The organism is Metabacillus sp. KUDC1714, assembly GCF_014217835.1.
Taxonomy (GTDB): domain Bacteria; phylum Bacillota; class Bacilli; order Bacillales; family Bacillaceae; genus Metabacillus; species Metabacillus rhizosphaerae.
Genome location: NZ_CP055263.1, coordinates 1,315,001 through 1,335,472, shown reverse-complemented (window position 1 = coordinate 1,335,472; position 20,472 = coordinate 1,315,001). Strand labels below are relative to the sequence as shown.

The window sequence follows — 20,472 nt, the reverse complement described above, 5'->3', positions numbered from 1 at the left end:
TATTTCATAGGGGAGAAATTGATGAGTAAACCTAAAATTACCGTAATAGGTAGTATAAACATGGACCTTGTTACGAAAACAAATACAATTCCAAAAGTCGGGGAAACCGTTTTAGGGGAATCCTTTTTCACAATTCCAGGTGGAAAAGGTGCAAATCAGGCTGTTGCAGCTGCTAGATTAGGAGCAGAGGTCACAATGATTGGCTGCGTAGGAGACGACGCATTTGGGAGTGAATTAAAAAATCATTTAACCGCTCAAGGAGTTTCAATGGAAAATGTTAAAACCATCCCCGAAACTTCAACAGGTATTGCCTCGATAACTCTTTCCAATGGAGATAACAGCATTATCATCGTATCTGGTGCAAATCATTTTGTAACACCTGAAGTCGTTAAACAGCATGAACACATCATTGCTGAAAGTGATATCGTGCTTTTACAACTCGAAGTCCCATTACAAAGTGTTATTGAAGCTGTTCAACTAGCAAGAAAACATAACGTGCGAGTGATCTTAAATCCTGCTCCGATTCAAAAACTACCAAAGGAACTAATCCTACAAGTAGATTACATAACACCAAACGAACACGAACAAGAAATGCTCTTATCTAGAAATGACATGACTGACGAAGAATTAATCCAAGTTAAAGAAAAATGCATCGTAACAAAAGGATCAAAAGGTGTAATGCTTTATCAAAATGGAGAAACTTTTATCCAAGGCTATAAAGTCAAAGCTGTTGATTCTACTGGTGCAGGAGACTCCTTCAATGGAGCGTTAGCTTTCTCTTTAAGCAATGGTGCTGCCTTAAAAGAATCCTGCCAATTTGCCAATGCAGTTGCAGCATTGTCTGTTACTAAACTTGGTGCTCAAGCGGGGATGCCGACATTACAGGAAGCGGAAGAGTTTATTTCTACACGGTAATTGTCTCACCAGAGCGATTCGACAAAATTCGGGCGGTGACAGGCACCCGGTTGTACCCCATCTCAAATAGTGCTAAAATAAAGGATAGTTTAACAAAAAACAATCAACAAACAAAAATGATAATTTCACTCTAAACACAGAGGAGCGTTATGATGCTTGGAATTTTAAATAAGGTGTTTGATTTTAACAAACGTGCGTTAAATCGTTATGAAAAGATGGCTGATCAGATTGATGCATTAAGCAGTAAAATGAGCGGTTTATCTGATGATGATCTTAAAGCAAAAACAGAAGAATTTAAGGGTCGCGTTGCAAAAGGTGAATCACTCGACGATCTTTTAATAGAGGCGTTTGCTGTTGTTCGTGAAGCAGCGAAGCGTGTGTTAGGCTTACATCCATACAAGGTACAGTTAATGGGTGGTATTTCCTTACATGAAGGGAATATTTCAGAAATGAAAACAGGTGAAGGGAAAACCTTAACTTCAACAATGCCTGTTTATTTAAATGCGCTATCTGGTGAAGGTGTACATGTTGTCACAGTCAATGAATATTTAGCAAGTCGTGATGCACATGAAATGGGACAGTTATTTGAATTCCTTGGCCTAACAGTTGGTCTTAACTTAAACTCACTTAACAAAGATGAAAAACGTGAAGCATATGCTGCAGATGTTACATATTCAACTAACAATGAGCTTGGATTTGATTATTTGCGCGACAATATGGTTCTTTACCGTGAGCAAATGGTACAACGTCCACTTAATTTTGCCGTAATCGATGAGGTTGACTCGATCTTAGTCGATGAAGCGAGAACACCGTTAATTATCTCAGGACAAGCTGCGAAATCGACAAAGCTTTATATCCAAGCGAATGGCTTTGTTCGCCAATTAAAGCAGGAAGAAGATTTTACATATGATGTGAAAACAAAGGCTGTTCAGCTTACAGAGGACGGTATGACAAAAGCTGAAAAAGCCTTTGGAATTGAAAATCTTTTCGATATCAACCATGTTGCGTTAAATCATCACATCAACCAAGCGTTAAAAGCACAATTTGTGATGCAGCGCGATGTTGACTATGTTGTTGAAGAAGAACAGGTTGTCATTGTTGACTCGTTCACTGGTCGTCTAATGAAGGGACGTCGCTATAGTGATGGGCTTCACCAAGCAATTGAAGCTAAAGAAGGTCTAGAGATTCAAAATGAAAGCATGACACTTGCAACAATCACATTCCAAAACTACTTCCGTATGTATAAAAAGCTTTCTGGTATGACTGGTACAGCGAAAACAGAGGAAGAAGAGTTCCGCAACATTTATAACATGCAGGTTGTCGCAATTCCAACGAACAAGCCAATTGCTCGTGATGATAAAGCTGATTTAGTTTACCGTTCCATGGAAGGGAAATTCCGTGCAGTTGTCGAGGATGTATCACAACGTCATGATCTAGGTCAGCCAATTTTAGTTGGTACGGTTGCTGTTGAAACATCTGAATTAATTTCTCAGCTTCTTAAGAAAAAAGGAGTTCCCCATCATGTGTTGAATGCAAAAAACCATGAGAAGGAAGCAGAAATTATTGAAAATGCAGGTCAGCGTGGAGCTGTTACAATTGCAACAAATATGGCTGGTCGTGGTACAGATATCAAGCTTGGTGATGGAGTTCGTGAGATAGGTGGTTTAGCGGTTATCGGGACTGAGCGTCATGAATCCCGCCGTATTGATAACCAGCTTCGTGGACGTTCAGGACGTCAAGGTGATCCAGGGGCAACACAATTCTATCTTTCTATGGAAGATGAGTTAATGCGCCGCTTTGGCTCAGAAAATATGATGAATATGATGGATCGTCTAGGTATGGACGATACGCAACCAATTCAAAGTAAAATCGTCTCTCGTGCTGTTGAATCTGCACAAAAACGTGTTGAAGGTAATAACTTTGATGCACGTAAACAGCTTCTACAATATGACGATGTATTACGTCAGCAACGTGAAGTTATTTATAAACAACGCTTTGAAGTTCTTGATTCTGATAACCTTCGTGAGATTGTTGAAAAAATGCTTCTGTCAACGATTGAGCGCACTGTAGCTACTTATACACCACAAGATGAGGTTGAGGAAGAATGGAACTTAGAAGGTATTATCGATTATATGAATGCCAACATTCTTCAAGAAGGTGAACTTGGAATATCTGACCTTCGTGGAAAAGATCCAGAAGAAATGACAGAGCTTATTAGCAAAAAAGCAATCGCACTGTACAACTTGAAGGAAGAAGACTTCGGCGATGAGCAGATGCGTGAGTTTGAAAAAGTTATTCTTCTTCGTGCGGTTGATTCAAAATGGATGGATCACATCGATGCGATGGATCAGCTTCGTCAAGGTATTCATTTACGTGCATACGGTCAAAATGATCCGTTACGTGAATACCAAATGGAAGGCTTTGCGATGTTTGAAAACATGATTGCCTCCATTGAAGAGGATGTTGCGAAATATATTATGAAAGCACAAATTCGCAATAATCTTGAGCGTCAAGAGGTAGCGAAGGGCCAAACAGCCGTTCATCCAAAAGAAGGCGATGAACCGCCAAAGAAAAAACCGTCTCGTAAAGTCGTTGAAATTGGTCGAAATGAGCCGTGTATTTGTGGCAGTGGTAAAAAGTACAAAAACTGCTGTGGCCAATAAATAGCTTTCAATAGAGAAAAAGGTATATAATATAGAAATTACTTAAACTGAGAGAGGTGACATTACACCTCTCTCTTGTTTGCGGATTTATCCTGACAACACAAATTAAACCCGAGGTGACTGCAATGGAATTAGTAGAAATTCGACAAGAGCTTGAAAAAACAGCTAAACGTTTAGCGGACTTTAGGGGGTCTCTTTGACCTCGATATAAAAGAAGCTCGTATTCAGCAACTAGAAGGGCAAATGACTGCACCTGATTTTTGGGATAACCAAAACGCTGCACAAACGGTAATAAATGAAACAAACGCATTAAAAGAAATGGTTGACCAGTTTCATGAGTTAAATGAGTCATATGAGAATCTTCAATTAACTTATGAACTCGTGAAAGAAGAAGAGGATGCGGATTTACAGGAAGAGCTTGTTTCTGAAATCAAGGATTTAGTAGGGAAGTTGAATGACTTTGAACTTCAACTGTTACTAAGTGAGCAGCATGACAAAAATAATGCGATTCTTGAGCTACACCCAGGGGCTGGTGGAACGGAGTCTCAAGACTGGGGCTCAATGCTATTACGTATGTACACACGTTGGGCTGAGAAAAAAGGCTTCAAGGTTGAGACGCTTGATTATTTACCAGGTGATGAGGCTGGAATAAAAAGTGTTACCCTCCTGATCAAAGGACATAACGCATATGGCTACTTAAAAGCAGAAAAAGGCGTTCATCGCTTAGTACGTATTTCACCTTTCGATTCATCAGGCCGTCGTCATACTTCATTCGTTTCCTGTGAGATTATGCCTGAATTTAATGAAGAAATCGATATCGAAATTCGGACTGAAGATTTAAAAGTTGATACGTACCGTGCGAGTGGAGCTGGTGGACAGCATATTAATACAACTGACTCTGCTGTTCGTATCACACATGTGCCAACAAATATTGTTGTGACATGTCAAACAGAGCGTTCCCAAATTAAAAACCGTGAGCGTGCTATGAAAATGCTTCAAGCTAAGCTATATCAAAAACGAATTGAAGAGCAAGAAGCTGAGCTTGCGGAAATCCGTGGTGAGCAAAAGGACATCGGCTGGGGCAGCCAAATTCGTTCTTATGTATTCCACCCATATTCAATGGTAAAGGATCACCGTACCAATACAGAAATCGGAAACGTACATGCGGTCATGGATGGAGAATTAGATCCGTTTATTGATGCGTTCTTACGTTCGAAATTATCATAAAATAATGAAGCAACTCGTATTGTGAACGCAATCGGGTTGCTTTTTTTATAGCTGGGGCTAAGGGCATTGAATTAGTCAAATGCAAAATTATCAGTAAAAGTTGCAAAAAAATCATCCGCATTTGCAAAATTATTAATAAAAGTTGCAAAATTAGTATCCAAACTTGCAAGAATCACTAGTTAACTCCTCTAAACCTTCTATAGTGCCTCACATTTCTATGAACTTTTTCCTCTATAAAACCCCACTTCGTAATTTTTTCTCCAAAGTAGCAAACACTAATAAAAATTACCCTCTCTTTACCTCGTTACCACGTTATTTAGCTGTCATTCACAGACAAAATAACGAGTGCTATACTCATTTAGGACATCTCATGAATAACAAAAAAGCTAAAAAGGAGGTACATTTCCTATTGATTCGCAAAAGAAATCATTCATACAATCCTAGGCTAGAAAAAGTGATTGAATACATATACATATTAATTGGTTCATCATTCGTTGCGATCGGTTTTAATTTATTTTTACTGCCAAATCGAGTTGCATCGGGTGGTGTAAGTGGTATTAGTACGATCCTTGATGCGACATTTGGATTCGAGCCTGCGTATGTGCAGTGGGCCTTTAATATTCCGCTATTTATCGCCGGTGTGATTTTATTAGGGAAACAATTCGGTATCAAAACATTAGTTGGAACTATTTTTGTACCACTTGTTGTCTATCTTACGAGAAACTGGGAGCCGGCCACAATGGATCCTTTGCTCGGTTCATTATTTGGTGGAATTGCCATCGGACTTGGTTTAGGTATTGTATTTAGAGGAAAGGCATCAACTGGAGGGACAGATCTTGCTGCACAAATTATTCATAAGTATACAGGGCTTACACTTGGTACTTGTGTAGCACTACTAGATGGATTTATCGTGCTAGCGGCGGCGTTTGTGTTCGATATTGAAAGAGGGCTTTATGCGTTAATCGGCTTATATGTGACGAGTAAAACGATTGATATCGTTCAAATTGGCTGGGGGCGTTCGAAAATGGCGATGATAATAACTAATCAGCAAAAGGAGATTCAGGATGCGATCCTCCATGAAATTGATCGAGGTGTGACCCGGTTAGCGGCACACGGGGGGTTTACGAACAATGAACGACCCGTTTTAATGTGTGTTGTTGATCAAACGGAATTCACAAAATTGAAACAACTCGTTAAAAGCATTGATCCATATGCATTTGTTACTGTAACAGATGCTTCAGAGGTTCTTGGCGAAGGTTTCAAACGTGCCTAGTTAGGTTATAATAACCTAGAAATTATATACATAATGAAGGAGGAAATCCTGTTGAAAACCAAGCTACTTACATTATTACTTGGAACATCGGTTATTCTTGGCGCTTGTGGTGGTGGAGAAGAGCCTAAGGAAGAAGCAAAAGGCGAGGCTAGCGGTGATGCAGAAACGATCGTTCAACAAAGCTGTATTGGCTGCCATGGTGAAAATCTAGAAGGCAAAAATGGTCCAGACTTACGTGAAGTCGGAGCGAAATATGAAAAAGAAGAAATAAAAGAGATCCTAATCAACGGTCGTGGAGGCATGCCGGGAGTATTACAGGATGCTGACGCTGAAGTTGTCGCAACATGGTTGGCAGAGAAAAAATAAATCGCCCTAAATGAAATATATTGTAATAAAATGAAAGGTTGACTCCGACAAAGGTCATCCTTTTTTTATTTTTTCTTGCAATATTAGTCAGAAGGTTCTAAAATTTTAATAGTAAAACGCTTACTTATACATAATCCTTTTGTCACATTATCCCATACAACCCTCAAAAAAACTTATTATATCAAGGTTTTTGAAGGTTTAATATGCTTGAAATGAAATTGTAATATAAATTTAGTCTATTTTTGACGAAAATTGATGGTATAATAAATCTTGTAGTTTTGAAGACAAGGAATTATTATGTCTGTTTAGTCGACAATTTACGACAATGAACGACATATTTCCAAATAAAAACAACTATTAGGTGGTTTTTCTATGATAGAAATGTCAGAAGTATATAAAACATATCCCAATGGTGTTTTAGCCATTAATGGGCTTGATATAATGATTAACCAAGGTGAGTTTGTTTATGTAGTTGGACCTAGTGGAGCTGGGAAGTCAACATTTATTAAAATGATGTACCGTGAGGAAAAACCTTCAAGCGGGAAGATCATCATTAATGGTGTCGATTTATCAAAGCTTAAGGAAAATAAAGTTCCGATGTTAAGACGTAGTATTGGTGTTGTGTTCCAGGATTTTAAACTATTACCAAAGCTAACAGTCTTTGAAAATGTTGCTTTTGCATTAGAAGTGATCGGTGAAAACCAAAAAAATATTAAAAAGAGAGTACTAGACGTACTAGATTTAGTTCAGCTTAAGCATAAGGCACGATTCTTCCCTAATGAATTATCAGGTGGGGAACAGCAACGTGTTTCTATTGCGCGTTCAATCGTTAACAATCCTGCAGTAATGATCGCGGATGAACCAACTGGTAACCTTGATCCTGATACGTCATGGGAAATCATGCACCTGTTTGAGGAAATCAATAATCGTGGTACAACGATTGTTATGGCAACACATAACAGGGAAATTGTAAATACGTTGAAAAAGCGTGTCATCGCAGTCGAAGATGGAAAGATTGTGCGTGATGAAGCAAGAGGGGAGTACGGTTTATATGATTAATACTCTTGGTCGTCATTTCCGTGAAAGTTTAAAGAGTCTAGCAAGAAATGCATGGATGACGTTTGCATCAGTCAGTGCAGTAACTGTGACATTAATTTTAGTTGGTACATTCTTAGTCATTATGATGAACCTAAACAATGTTGCAGATAATCTTGAAAACGATGTTGAAGTTCGTGTTCTTATCGATGTAACCGCTAAAGAGGATGCACAAGCAAAGCTTAAAAGTGAGATCGAAAAGATTAAAGAGGTAGATTCTATTGTTTACTCTCCTAAGGAAAAAGAGTTAGATAACTTAGTTGAGAGTTTAGGTGAAGAAGGAGAATCCTTTGAGCTTTTTGAGCAAAATAATCCATTAAACGATGTTTTTGTTGTCAAAGCAAAAGAACCACAGGATACAAAGCTAATTGCAGATAAAATTGCAAAATTTGAAAATGCATCAAAAGTGAAATATGGCCAAGATGAAGTTGAAAAGCTTTTTGATGTTATATCACTTTCTCGAAATATTGGATTAGGTCTTATTATAGGTCTGATTTTTACAGCGATGTTCTTAATATCTAATACAATTAAAATTACGATTTTCGCTCGTAGACATGAAATCGAAATTATGAGACTTGTTGGTGCCACAAATGGATTTATACGCTGGCCGTTTTTCTTAGAGGGTTTATTTTTAGGAGTACTCGGTGCGGTTGTTCCGATCGTGCTTATCATAGCAGTATACAAATCGTTATACACATGGGCTTTACCAAAGCTTCAAGGCTCGTTTGTTGAGTTCTTGCCGTTTAGTCCATTCGTATTCCAAGTATCAGCCATCCTATTATTAATCGGTGCTTTAATCGGTGTATGGGGAAGCTTAATGTCAGTACGTAAATTCTTAAAAGTGTAAACTAGCAGTTTTTTGACTGCTAGTTTACTAGTTTTTGTAGATTAGGAAATTATAAAATTCTTGGACTATGGATATGAGCTCGACATCCAGCTCCAGCGCCTAGCGCCTAGTGAACTTCACACTCCTTATACGCTAAGTCAACATCGAATCGCTTACGCTCTTCGTGTTTCCTTTATCTCATACGGAGTGCTCCAGTTCATACGTCGCTGACCAAGGCGCTTGCGCTTTTGATACATAATGCAGGGGAGGAAAGAGAAAAACATGATGAAAAGAAAAATAGTAACGTTCAGCTTGGCTGCGATCATTGGGACAAGCGGGTTATTTCTGCCATATAACAATCTTGCCTTCGCTGAAACGTTAGATGAGAAAAAGAAGGATATTCAAAGCAAGCAATCTGACGTATCTTCTAGTATTGATGAAAAGGAAAGTGAAATCACAAACCTAGAGCAAGAGAAAGAACAGCTTAACGCGGATATCAAAAACATTGATATGCAAGTTGCTGAGACGAACGGTGAAATTAGAGAAAAAGAAGCTACTATCGAGGAAACAAAGAAAAAGATTGAAGAGTTAAAAGCAGAAATTGAAGTTGTAAAGGCAAGAATTGCTGAGCGTAATAAATTATTAGAAGACCGTGCACGTTCTCTTCAAGAGAGTGGCGGTATGGTTAGCTATTTAGATGTGCTACTTGGTGCTCAAAGCTTTGGTGACTTTGTCGGACGTGTTAGTGCCGTTACAACAATTGTCGAAGCAGACCGTGAAATTCTTAAAGCACATGAAGAGGATAAACAACTTTTAGAGCAAGCAGAGGCAGATCTAAATAGCCAGCTTCAATCGTTAGAACAATCACTAACTGAATTAGAAGGTCTTAAGGAACAATTAAGTGCTCAAGTCAAACAAAAGCAAGAACTTATGAAAAAAGTAGAGCTGCAGCATGATGAAGCGGTTCATGAAGTTCATGAATTAGAAGATGAAGCAGAATTTTTGGCGGAACAAGCAAAGGCAATTGAACTAGAACAACAAAGACAAAAAGAGGCAGCCGAAGCAGCAGCTCGTGCAGCCGCAGAAGAAGCAGCTCGTGCAGCGGCAGAAGAAGCTAAGAAGAAAGCAGCTGCTACTTCAAGCTCGAGTTCAAGTTCAAGCTCAAGCTCAAGTTCGTCTCCAGGCTCAACTACTTCAACAGCTTCAACAGAAAAACCAGCTGTTTCAAGTGGTAACTTTATGTGGCCAGCGTCAGGAAGACATTCTTCTGAATATGGATATCGTATCCATCCGATTACAGGGAATCAAAAATTACATTCAGGTATAGATATTGCAAATAGTACAGGTACTCCAATTGTTGCATCAGCTAGTGGGACTGTTATCCGTTCACATTATTCTAGTAGCTATGGAAATGTAGTCTACATTTCACACAACATTAATGGACAAGTTTATACAACCTTATATGCCCATATGGAAGCTCGCTATGTAAGTGCAGGTCAGTCCGTATCTAAAGGTCAACAAGTAGGTACTTTAGGTTCGACTGGGCAATCAACTGGACCACATTTACATTTTGAAATTCACAAAGGGCCATGGAACGGATCATCAAGCTCTGTAAATCCTAGAAGCTATCTACCATAAACATACCCTTTCAAAAACCTCTAAAACATCATGTTTTAGAGGTTTTTTTGTGTCTAACGCATTAAATTCCTCATCGCTAAATTAGCATAAAAAAGCGAATCCTATATCTCATACGGAGTGCTTCTATTCATGCGTCCCTAAACGAGTGCTTTTGTTCTACACCAGAATTTATATCTTTTCTTAATCAGTTTGGTGTCTAGCTCCAGCGCCTAGACCCTCTTAGGTCTACAGCCACTCAGGAATTGAAGACAAAGAACGTCTTCTATTCCTGAGCGTCTTATGCCTGCCTTAGTCTGTTCAAGGCGCTTCCGCTTTTCTTAGATTGCCTTACATGATTTGTACAAGCTTGACATATACTAAAAAAAGTCTAAATATCAGCTGTTTTACATAAACCTGGCTACATTGGAAATAGGAGGTATAGGATGAATCAGAGAATAACAGCATTGTTGATCGCATTAGCATTAGTAGTAGGGGCAGGTGGCATGTATGTTGGAATGGAGTTATCTGCTCATGAAGCTCCAAAAGAAGTTGAGGCAGTCCCGACACTTGGTAGTGTTTTTAATGCAGAAGAACAGGCATCAGAAATTGAGGGGTTTGATAAATTCAAACAAGCACTTGAGTTAATTTCAACTCGCTATGTGGAGGAAGTAGATGAGGAGGAGCTGTTAGAAGGGGCGATCCAAGGCATGCTCTCCACATTAGATGATCCGTACTCAGTGTACATGGATAAGGAAACGGCAAAGCAATTCTCGCAGTCACTTGATTCTTCCTTTGAAGGAATTGGTGCAGAGGTTGGCATGAAAAGTGGTAGAGTAACCATTGTTGCTCCTTTCAAGGGATCTCCTGCCGAAAAGGCTGGACTTCAACCAAATGACCAGATTGTTAGCATAGATGGTGAAGATGTAGAAGGATTAGATCTTCATGAAACAGTGTTAAAGATTCGTGGTGAAAAAGGAACAAAGGTAGCAATTGAGGTTGTACGACCAAATTCAAGGGAAAAGATAACATTTGATGTTGTTCGTGATGAAATTCCACTTGAAACCGTTATTGGTTCAACAAAGGAGTATAAAGGGAAAAAGGTAGGGTACATCCAAATAACCTCTTTTTCTGAAAATACAGCGGAAGACTTTCAAAAGACGCTAACAAAGCTAGAAAAAGATAATATTGAAGGGCTTGTATTAGATGTACGTGGAAATCCTGGTGGTTACCTGCAAAGTGTGGAGGAAGTTCTAAAACAATTTGTAACAAAGGAAAAGCCTTATATCCAAATTGAAGAGAGAAACGGTGATAAAAAGCGTTACTTTTCATCACTCACTAAGAAAAAGGAATACCCTGTCAGCGTGTTAATCGATAAAGGGAGTGCTTCAGCTTCTGAAATCCTTGCGGGGGCTTTAAAGGAAGCGTCAGGCTATGACATAGTCGGTGTCACCTCTTTTGGTAAAGGAACTGTACAACAGGCAGTACCAATGGGAGATGGCAGTAACATTAAACTAACCCTCTATAAATGGTTAACACCTGAAGGGAACTGGATCCACAAAAAAGGTGTTGAGCCAACCATTAAGGTAGAGCAGCCAGAAATATTCCAATTAAGCCCGATCCAGCTCGAAAAAAGTTTAGAGCCTGATATGAATAATGACCAGGTAAAAACAGCGCAACTTATTTTAAAAGGGCTAGGCTTCAAACCGGGAAGAGAAGATGGCTACTATAGCAAGGAAACAGAAACAGCTGTAAAAGCCTTTCAAGAAGCAAATGAACTACCAATAAACGGAAAAATCGATCTCCAAACTGCAGATACACTAAATCAAAAAATAGTTGAATTAAAAGGGAAAGAAGAAAATGACCTCCAGTTAAAAACAGGGATCAAGGCGTTGTTTGAATAAATGTTTGAGTGTTTGGGGACAGTCCCCCGCCGCTTTAAAGCGGTGAGGGACTGTCCCCATTTTAATTCATCACATAAGGACGTAAAATTACCAGCCGTTCCGAAATAGTATAAATAAAGAGATCTTAGGTATCTTAGGTATTTAATATAAGAGAGAAGACCGGGGGGTTCAACATGAAAAAGTCCAGTTACCTGAAGGAACAGGTTTATCAACATTTAATTTCGGAGTTAAGTGAAAAGAATTCGGCAGCGCATTCATATGCTAGTTCTAGTAAATGGATTCGATTGTTTTGTATGTATTTAGCAAATTATACAACGATTAAAGAGATTGACCAGGTGGACAAAGCTAGTGTTCAGAAATATTTTACGTATTTATTAGATAATCATAAGCGCTTGTCTCTTAGTTTGACAGATATAAAGAAGTCAATGCAAATGATCGAGGAGATTTTACATATTGAGGTAGGTAATTCTTTGAATGATTTTTCACTGTCTAATACTAGTCTGTGGAATAACTTAAAATAAGCATACTCAATCCTCTCCTTAGATGGTAAAATATGAATAACCTACTAGATTCGTACGGGTAGAAACAGTAAGGTGGGATTCTGTTTTGATAGAAAATTGGTTACTTGAGTTGCTTTGGGCAATTGGACGTTTCTTTATTCATCCACTCTTTTATTTGTTCCTTCTGTTGACACTAGCATACGGCTACTTTCGCATAAAGCGCGAAAGGAAATCCTTCCATGTACGTGTCCAGGACATTTACAACGAAATGAAATTTACTTATACAAAGGGATTACTCATAGGTTGTATCGCATCGCTCGTCCTCTTTGGAATTGGGTTAAGCTTACCATTTGGAACAATTGTGTTACTAACGACTGTCACAGCTCTATTAGGGTTTACATTTCAGTTACGTTGGCTTTCAGCTGCTTTTTCAATTGGGATAACGCTCTTTGCAACTGCGATTATAACAAATGTAGATGCTGGTGGCTTTGAACAATTTTTTGTAGGATTATCTGAAACAAGCTACTCGTCACTTAGTATAGTTGCAGGCTTAATGATTATTGCGGAAGGTGTATTGATTTACCGTACTGCATACCAAAACACTTCACCTTTCTTGAAAACGAGTACAAGGGGCTTACCGATTGGTACTCATGTAGCAAACCGTACATGGATGTTGCCCTTGTTATTTCTTGTACCAGGTGGCACGCTAACCTCAACTCTCCCGTGGTGGCCAATTTTAACGATTAATGGAGAGCCATTTTTACTTATGTTCATTCCATTCTTCATTGGCTTTCATCAACGTGTTCAAGGGTCACTTCCACAAGAAAGTATTAAGGTTACGGGACACCGCGTTATTTGGCTAGGTGTACTGACTTTATTCCTTTCTGTCGTAAGTATTTGGTTTACAGTTGCTGCCTTTATCGCCATTATCATTGCAATAGTTGGTCGGGAATTTATTACAATCCGTCAAAGAGTGAACGACAAATCTGCTGCATTTTATTTTTCAAAAAGAGATCAAGGCTTAATGGTCTTAGGAATTCTTCCACAATCACCAGCTGAGAGAATGAATTTGCAGGTTGGGGAAATGGTGACAAAGGTGAATGGACATGCTGTGAAAACAGTCGAGGAGTTTTACCAATCTGTACAGAAAAATCGTGCATTTTGTAAACTAGAAGTCATCGGCTTTAATGGTGAAATTCGCTTTGTTCAGCGCGCATTGTATGAAGGTGAGCATCATGAATTGGGGATTCTTTTTGTTGTTGATGAGAAGAAGTGGGAAATTGAAGCGGTATAATTGTAGTTTAATATAATCCGGAATCTGTACAAATTTTTCCAGTTTCTATAGGATTAATCATTAAAAATATTGAGATTTTAAAAATTTATTAACCATAAAGAAATAAGCGTAAAAATGGCAAAATTAATAACCAAATTAATTTTGCTATTTTTATATACATTTTTATGATAGCGCAACCAAAAAGGAAGAGTTATTCATTGATTACATAACATATTACGTCCCTCTTTTCTAAAATAGGAAAAAAGTTTGTATTATGAATTAGCATCTTGACTTTCTTACGTAAATGAGTAAAAATATTAGTAAAATATTTTACTTGTGAAATATACTATTACTTAGGATAATAAGACATAGAAATAGTTATCCATTTTTAGAGTGTAAAATGAAAGGTACCAATAATGGAGGTGGGAAGAATGGCGACAATTAAAGATATTGCAGAAGAAGCGGGGTTTTCTATTTCTACAGTTTCTCGTGTTTTAAATAATGACCTTAGCCTTTCTGTTCCAGATGAGACGAGAGACAAAATTTATGAGGTTGCTGATAAATTAAATTATCGTAAGAAAACATTAAGGTTAATCGTGAAAAATATTGCTTTTTTATATTGGCTTACAGATAAAGAAGAATTAGAAGATGTCTATTTTAAAACGATGAGGTTAGAAATAGAGAAACTTGCAGGAGAATTTAATGTAGAGTTAACAACCTATAAAATTACTGAAGGAATCACAAAAATCCCAGATAATATCGAAGGGTTCATTGCAGTAGGTACCTTCTCGGATAAAGAGTTAGAATATTTAAGAGGGATAACGCCAAACGGAGTGTTTATTGATTCTACACCTGATCCAAATCATTATGATTCAGTAAGACCCGATTTAGCGCAAGTGACAACAACAACAATTGACTTTTTAATTGAAAAGGGACATAAAGATATTGGTTTAGTTGGGGGTACATATCATAATCCCAACACGGATGAAGATGAAATGGATATACGTGAACGAACATTTCGTAACTATATGATGGAAAAAGGTTTATTGAAGGATGACTATATTTTTTGTCATAGAGGATTTTCTGTTGATAATGGCTATAATTTGATGACGAATGCAATTGAAAAATTGGGAGATCAGTTACCAACAGCCTTTTTCGTAGCTGGGGATCCGATTGCAGTTGGTTGTCTTCAAGCGTTGAATGAAAAGGGGATTGCAATACCTAATAGAGTAAGTATTATTAGCATTAATAATATTAGTGTTGCGAAGTATGTATCGCCACCTTTAACTACTTTTCATATTGACTTGCAGGAGATTTGTATAAATGCAATCGAATTACTGCTAGAACGAGTCATAAAAAAACGGAAGATTGTTAAAACATTATACCTTGGATCAGAATTAGTAATTAGAAAGAGTACAAATTAAATCAGTTAAGCTGAAAATAACTTAGGAAACTAAGTTATTTTTTTGTTGTGAAGGAAACTACTAATTAGTGCTGTGATAATGCTTTGTTATCCGGTACCGGCGCTGCGCACCTAATAGACTTCCATTGCAAAAGGTAAACAACTTTTTATTTTCGTAAACTTTTTTACTTATAGTAGTAAAAAAGTTGTTTACAAGTTTTCTTGCAGGTGCTATATTTATTCTTGTAAAACGCTTTCACCTTAAATGATATCGTTTTGAATCTATTTTGAAGGGATGTATTCTCCATGAAGAGCTATAAAAAGTTATTTGGAATGATGAGTGGTATTGCTTTAAGTTTAGCGCTAGTTGGTTGTGGACCTCAGGAAAGTAGTGAAGAAGGTTCAGAGGTTAAGGACGAAACGAAAACTCAGGAATTATTAGTGTGGGAAGATATAGAGAAATCATCAGGTATTAAAGATGCCGTTGCAAAATTTGAAGAAGAGCATGATGTTACCGTAAAAGTTGTAGAAAAGGCTTATGCTCAGCAAATTGAAGATTTACGTTTAGATGGTCCAGCTGGTACAGGTCCAGATGTATTGACAATGCCTGGTGACCAAATTGGAACGGCAGTGACAGAAGGATTAATTAAAGAATTGGATGTTAGTGAAGATATACAATCTATTTATACTGAAGTTGCTATGCAGTCGCAAAAAGTAGATAACAAAGTTTACGGATTACCAAAAGCAGTTGAAACAACAATGCTTTATTATAATAAAGATCTTGTTTCTGAGGAAGAGCTACCAGCAACATTAGATGAATGGTATGAGTTTTCTAAAGAAGTAACTGATGGTGAAAAGTTTGGATTCTTGGCATTATTTGATCAAATTTATTATGCGCAAAGTGTTTTGAGTGGATATGGCGGATATATCTTTGGTAAAGATGATAGCGGTGCATTTGATGCAGCTGATATCGGTTTAAACAATCAAGGTGCAGTTGAAGGTGCGCAGTACATTCAGAAGTTTTATCAAGAGGGATTGTTCCCAGCAGGAATTATCGGAGAACAAGGTATTAATGTATTAGAATCTTTATTCACAGAAGGAAAAGCTGCAGCTATTATCTCTGGCCCTTGGAATATTGATCCTTTTACAAAGGCAGGAGTTAATTTCGGTGTAGCTAAATTACCAGCATTATCAAATGGTGAAAACATGAGCTCATTCGTTGGTGTGAAAAGCTACAATGTCAGCAGTTATTCAAAAAATGCTGAGCTTGCTGAAGAGTTAGTGGAATTCCTTGCGAACGAAGAAAACTCTAAAAAACGTTTTGAAGTAACAAAAGAAGTTCCAGCGGTACAAGCTTTAGCAAATGATCCTGTTGTAGCAGAAAGTGAGGCAGCACAAGCTGTTGCGGAACAATCTCAGTTCTCAGAATTAACACCTAATATTCCTGAAATGAACGAAGTTTGGACACCAGCAGATGCAGCATTACAAACAATCGCTACGGGTAAGGCACAACCGAAAGCAGCATTAGATCAAGCGGTTGAAACAATTAAAGGACAAATTGAAGCAAAACACGGTGGTAAATAAAGTGTAGACATCCTGTCCGTTAAGGATAGAAAAATTAGTTCATAAATAGTGGTGTCAAACGCTATATAAGTTTGGCGCCATTTATTATAAGGAGGAATCGATGAATTAATCTGATCTTCTCCTATATATAAAGAGGTGAAAAAATGCAACATCGTAGAATTGCCTTACTATTATCGATTATTCCTGGGCTTGGTCAATTTTATAATAAACAATGGATAAAAGGCTTTATGTTCTTAGTTCTTGGTGTATCGTTTTTTGCAGTATTTGCAGACCTGTTGAACATGGGGTTTTGGGGTCTTTTTACGCTTGGAACAGAGGTGCCGCGTGACAACTCGGTCTTCCTTTTAGCGGAAGGGATAATCGCGGTAATCGTTACGTGTTTTGGTCTAGCAATCTATTACTTAAATTTACGTGATGCGTTTAAAAATGGAAAATTACGTGATGAGGAAAAGGAGCTAAGTTCTCTTAAAGCTCAGTATCAGAATTTAATTTCACAAGGCTATCCATATGTGGTAAGTGGACCATCACTATTTATTTTAATCTTTGCTGTCATTTTTCCAATCTTATTTAGTTTTGCGTTAGCATTTACGAACTACGACTTATATCATTCCCCACCTGCTAATTTAGCTGATTGGGTAGGCTTACAAACATTCGCTGAAATTTTCACGGTTGATATTTGGCGGGCAACCTTCTTTGATGTGTTAGCTTGGACGGTCATATGGACTTTAGTAGCTTCTACTATTCAAGTTAGTATTGGTATTTTCCTAGCTGTATTAGTGAATCAAAAGGAAATTCGATTTAAGAGGTTTATCCGTACAGTACTAGTGTTACCATGGGCGGTTCCAGGGTTTGTTACCATTTTAATTTTTGCTGGATTGTTTAATGATAGCTTTGGAGCGGTTAATAACGATATTTTAGCCGCATTTGGAATTGATGCAATTCCTTGGCTGACAGATGCGAATTGGTCAAAATTAGCCTTAATTCTCATGCAAGGCTGGTTAGGATTCCCGTATATCTTTTTAGTGACAACTGGTGTTTTACAATCAATTCCTGAAGATCTTTATGAAGCAGCGACAATTGATGGTGCATCAGTGTTTGCGAAGTTTAAGAATATTACAATGCCAATGATTTTAATTGCAATGGCGCCAATAATCATTACCCAGTATACGTTTAACTTTAATAACTTTAATATTATCTATCTTTTCAATGGCGGTGGTCCTGCAGTTCCTGGATCAACGGCTGGAGGGACGGATATATTAGTTTCCTGGATTTACAAGTTAACGATGCAATCAAGTCAATATTCTCTAGCGGCAGCATTAACGATCTTGTTATCTGTCTTTGTTATAGCGATTGCTTTATGGCAATTCAGAAGAACAAATTCATTTAAAGAGGGGGCTTAAGAGGTGATGAGAAACATGAAGACAAAAAAATCCTTTGGTCTCTTTATTTCTTATACAATATTAGCTTTTATGATGGTTATCATTATTTACCCTTTACTTTGGACGGTTGGTGCTAGCTTTAATCCTGGTAACAGCTTAATTAGTACGTCAATCATTCCGAAAAATCCAACATTGGATCATTATCGAGAATTGTTCGCTGGTAAGGAAAGTTTACAATATGGCCATTGGTATTTAAACTCACTAAAAATTAGTTTGTTTACGATGTTAGGTACCATTGTGAGTGTCTCCTTTACAGCCTATGCATTCTCGCGTTTTCGCTTTAAAGGTAGAAAGAATGCCTTAACGTTATTTCTCTTGCTACAAATGATTCCTCAGTTTTCAGCGTTAATTGCTTTATTCGTTTTAGCACAGATCTTAGGGATGATGAATAGTCATTGGTTGTTAATCCTTCTTTATATTGGTGGGCAAATTCCAATGAATACGTATTTAATGAAAGGGTATATGGATTCGATTCCAATTGATTTAGACGAAAGTGCCAAGATTGATGGGGCGAGCAATACGAGAATCTTTTTACAAATTATTATGCCTTTATCAAGACCAATGGTGGCAGTCGTTGCGATGAATGGCTTTACAGGTCCACTTGGAGATTTCGTTTTATCCTCGACGATCCTGAGATCACCTGAAGCTTACACACTGCCAATTGGTTTATATAACCTTGTAAATGATGTAATGGGTGCAAGCTACACAACTTTCGCAGCAGGAGCAATTTTAATCAGTATACCAATTGCTATAATCTTTATTCTTTTACAAAAGAACTTTGTATCAGGCTTAACAGCAGGTGGAACGAAAGGTTAATGGAAATATGGTTTTAAAAGGAGATCGTTATGACAAAAGGTGATAAAACATATACAACAAAAGCAAACTTTATGCTCCATGGCGGAGATTATAATCCTGATCAATGGTTAGATCGACCAGATATTTTAGCTGATGATATCAAATTGATGAAGCTTTCACATACAAATACGTTTTCTGTTGGAATCTTTGCTTGGAGCGCACTTGAGCCTGAAGAAGGGGTATATAACTTTGAATGGCTAGATGAGATTTTCGAAAATATTTACAAGAATGGCGGACGTATTATTCTAGCCACACCAAGTGGGGCGCGTCCTGCATGGTTGTCACAGAAATATCCTGAAGTTTTGCGTGTGAATGCGAGTAGAATGAAACAATTACATGGTGGAAGACATAATCATTGTTTTAGTTCAGAAGTTTACCGTGAAAAAACACAGAATATAAATCGGTTGTTAGCAGAAAGATATGGTAATCATCCAGGTCTCATCATGTGGCATATTTCAAATGAATATAGTGGGGAATGTCATTGTGATCAATGTCAACATGCCTTTAGACATTGGCTTAAGCAGAAATATGATCATGATCTAAAAGCTTTAAATGATGCATGGTGGACAAATTTTTGGAGTCACACGTACAGTGATTGGTCACAAGTAGAATCCCCATCACCAATCGGGGAAAATGCCGTACATGGCTTAAACTTGGATTGGCGTCGATTTGTAACTGACCAGACGATTTCGTTCTTTGAAAATGAAATTGTTCCATTAAAAGAAATGACACCTAATATTCCAATTACAACGAACTTTATGGCTGACACATTTGATTTAATTCCATTTCAAGCACTAGATTATAGCAAGTTTGCCAAACATCTTGATGTTATAAGTTGGGATGCGTATCCTGCGTGGCACAATGATTGGGAAAGTACAGCTGATTTGGCGATGAAGGTAGGCTTTATTAATGACTTGTACCGAAGTCTTAAACAACAACCATTTTTATTAATGGAATCTACACCAAGTGGAGTTAACTGGCATGATGTGAATAAAACAAAACGTCCAGGTATGCACTTGCTTTCATCGATGCAAATGCTTGCTCATGGATCTGATAGTATCCTATATTTCCAATGGCGAAAATCCCGTGGATCTTCGGAAAAATTCCATGGTGCTGTTGTCGATCATGATAATAGTTCAGAAAATCGTGTTTTCAAAGAGGTTGCTAAAGTTGGTGAAACGTTAGAAAAGCTATCTGAAGTTGTGGGTACGAACCGTACGTCAGATGTTGCGATTTTGTACGATTGGGAGAACAATTGGGCGATAAATGATGCACAAGGCTTTGGAATGAAGACGAAGCGTTACCCGCAAACATTACAACAGCATTATCGCACCTTCTGGGAAAAAGATATTTCAGTAGATGTGATTACGAAAGAACAAGATTTTGCTGCGTATAAATTATTGATCGTTCCAATGCTCTATTTAGTAAGTGAAGAAACGATTTCACGATTAAAAGCATTTGTCGCGAGCGGCGGTACATTGGTTATGACCTATATAAGTGGTATCGTGAATGAACATGATTTAACCTATATGGGTG

General features: G+C 37.8%; 16 protein-coding genes (1 of these 16 running past the window's edge). All 16 read left to right on the top strand.

Annotated features, from left to right (window positions below; all coding sequences use genetic code 11):
• The first annotated feature begins 21 nt into the window (after nt 1-21).
• Nucleotides 22-915, top strand: a complete 894-nt coding sequence (gene rbsK / locus HUW50_RS06485) for a ribokinase (RefSeq protein WP_066333281.1) — start codon at nt 22-24, stop codon at nt 913-915.
• A 152-nt stretch (nt 916-1,067) separates the two neighbouring features.
• Complete coding sequence (gene secA / locus HUW50_RS06480) at nt 1,068-3,578, top strand: preprotein translocase subunit SecA (RefSeq protein WP_066333293.1); 2,511 nt, start codon at nt 1,068-1,070, stop codon at nt 3,576-3,578.
• 125 nt (nt 3,579-3,703) lie between these two features.
• Nucleotides 3,704-4,805 (top strand): peptide chain release factor 2 gene (gene prfB, locus HUW50_RS06475; protein WP_157094406.1). Its coding sequence is split into 2 segments (ribosomal slippage): nt 3,704-3,775 and nt 3,777-4,805, totalling 1,101 coding nucleotides; the frame shifts between segments, so codons are not numbered across the junction.
• A 412-nt stretch (nt 4,806-5,217) separates the two neighbouring features.
• A complete protein-coding gene (locus HUW50_RS06470) occupies nt 5,218-6,078 on the top strand; it encodes a YitT family protein (protein WP_066333372.1) in 861 nt (286 codons plus the stop codon).
• Between the two features lie 51 nt (nt 6,079-6,129).
• Entirely contained in the window at nt 6,130-6,444 is a 315-nt protein-coding gene (cccB, locus tag HUW50_RS06465; RefSeq protein ID WP_066333304.1) for a cytochrome c551, read from the top strand.
• A 372-nt stretch (nt 6,445-6,816) separates the two neighbouring features.
• A complete protein-coding gene (gene ftsE, locus HUW50_RS06460; protein ID WP_066333308.1) occupies nt 6,817-7,503 on the top strand; it encodes a cell division ATP-binding protein FtsE in 687 nt (228 codons plus the stop codon).
• A complete protein-coding gene (gene ftsX, locus HUW50_RS06455; protein WP_066333312.1) occupies nt 7,496-8,386 on the top strand; it encodes a permease-like cell division protein FtsX in 891 nt (296 codons plus the stop codon). Before ftsE ends, ftsX begins: the two co-directional genes overlap by 8 nt.
• A gap of 261 nt (nt 8,387-8,647) precedes the next feature.
• Nucleotides 8,648-10,003 carry a murein hydrolase activator EnvC family protein gene (locus tag HUW50_RS06450; RefSeq protein ID WP_260445666.1) on the top strand — a complete coding sequence of 452 codons (1,356 nt, stop codon included), beginning with the start codon at nt 8,648-8,650 and terminating at the stop codon, nt 10,001-10,003.
• Between the two features lie 422 nt (nt 10,004-10,425).
• Nucleotides 10,426-11,883 carry a S41 family peptidase gene (locus HUW50_RS06445; protein WP_066333317.1) on the top strand — a complete coding sequence of 486 codons (1,458 nt, stop codon included), beginning with the start codon at nt 10,426-10,428 and terminating at the stop codon, nt 11,881-11,883.
• Nucleotides 11,884-12,056: 173 nt separating this feature from the next.
• Nucleotides 12,057-12,404: a swarming motility protein SwrAA gene (locus HUW50_RS06440; protein ID WP_066333320.1), complete on the top strand. Its 348-nt coding sequence runs from the start codon at nt 12,057-12,059 to the stop codon at nt 12,402-12,404.
• An 85-nt stretch (nt 12,405-12,489) separates the two neighbouring features.
• On the top strand, nt 12,490-13,677 hold the full coding sequence (locus HUW50_RS06435; RefSeq protein WP_185653788.1) for a PDZ domain-containing protein: 1,188 nt from the start codon (nt 12,490-12,492) through the stop codon (nt 13,675-13,677).
• 410 nt (nt 13,678-14,087) lie between these two features.
• Complete coding sequence (locus HUW50_RS06430) at nt 14,088-15,080, top strand: galactan degradation operon transcriptional regulator GanR (RefSeq protein WP_185653787.1); 993 nt, start codon at nt 14,088-14,090, stop codon at nt 15,078-15,080.
• A gap of 284 nt (nt 15,081-15,364) precedes the next feature.
• Nucleotides 15,365-16,642: an arabinogalactan oligomer ABC transporter substrate-binding protein GanS gene (locus tag HUW50_RS06425; protein WP_185653786.1), complete on the top strand. Its 1,278-nt coding sequence runs from the start codon at nt 15,365-15,367 to the stop codon at nt 16,640-16,642.
• Between the two features lie 143 nt (nt 16,643-16,785).
• Nucleotides 16,786-18,042, top strand: coding sequence for a galactooligosaccharide ABC transporter permease GanP (locus HUW50_RS06420; RefSeq protein ID WP_066333335.1), 1,257 nt, complete (start codon nt 16,786-16,788; stop codon nt 18,040-18,042).
• Between the two features lie 6 nt (nt 18,043-18,048).
• Nucleotides 18,049-18,897, top strand: a complete 849-nt coding sequence (locus tag HUW50_RS06415; protein ID WP_396652607.1) for a galactooligosaccharide ABC transporter permease GanQ — start codon at nt 18,049-18,051, stop codon at nt 18,895-18,897.
• A gap of 29 nt (nt 18,898-18,926) precedes the next feature.
• Nucleotides 18,927-20,472: the 5' portion of a beta-galactosidase GanA gene (locus HUW50_RS06410; protein ID WP_311774043.1), read on the top strand. Its footprint extends 518 nt past the window's final position; only the first 1,546 of its 2,064 coding nucleotides appear in the window; its start codon is at nt 18,927-18,929; its stop codon lies off the right edge, out of view.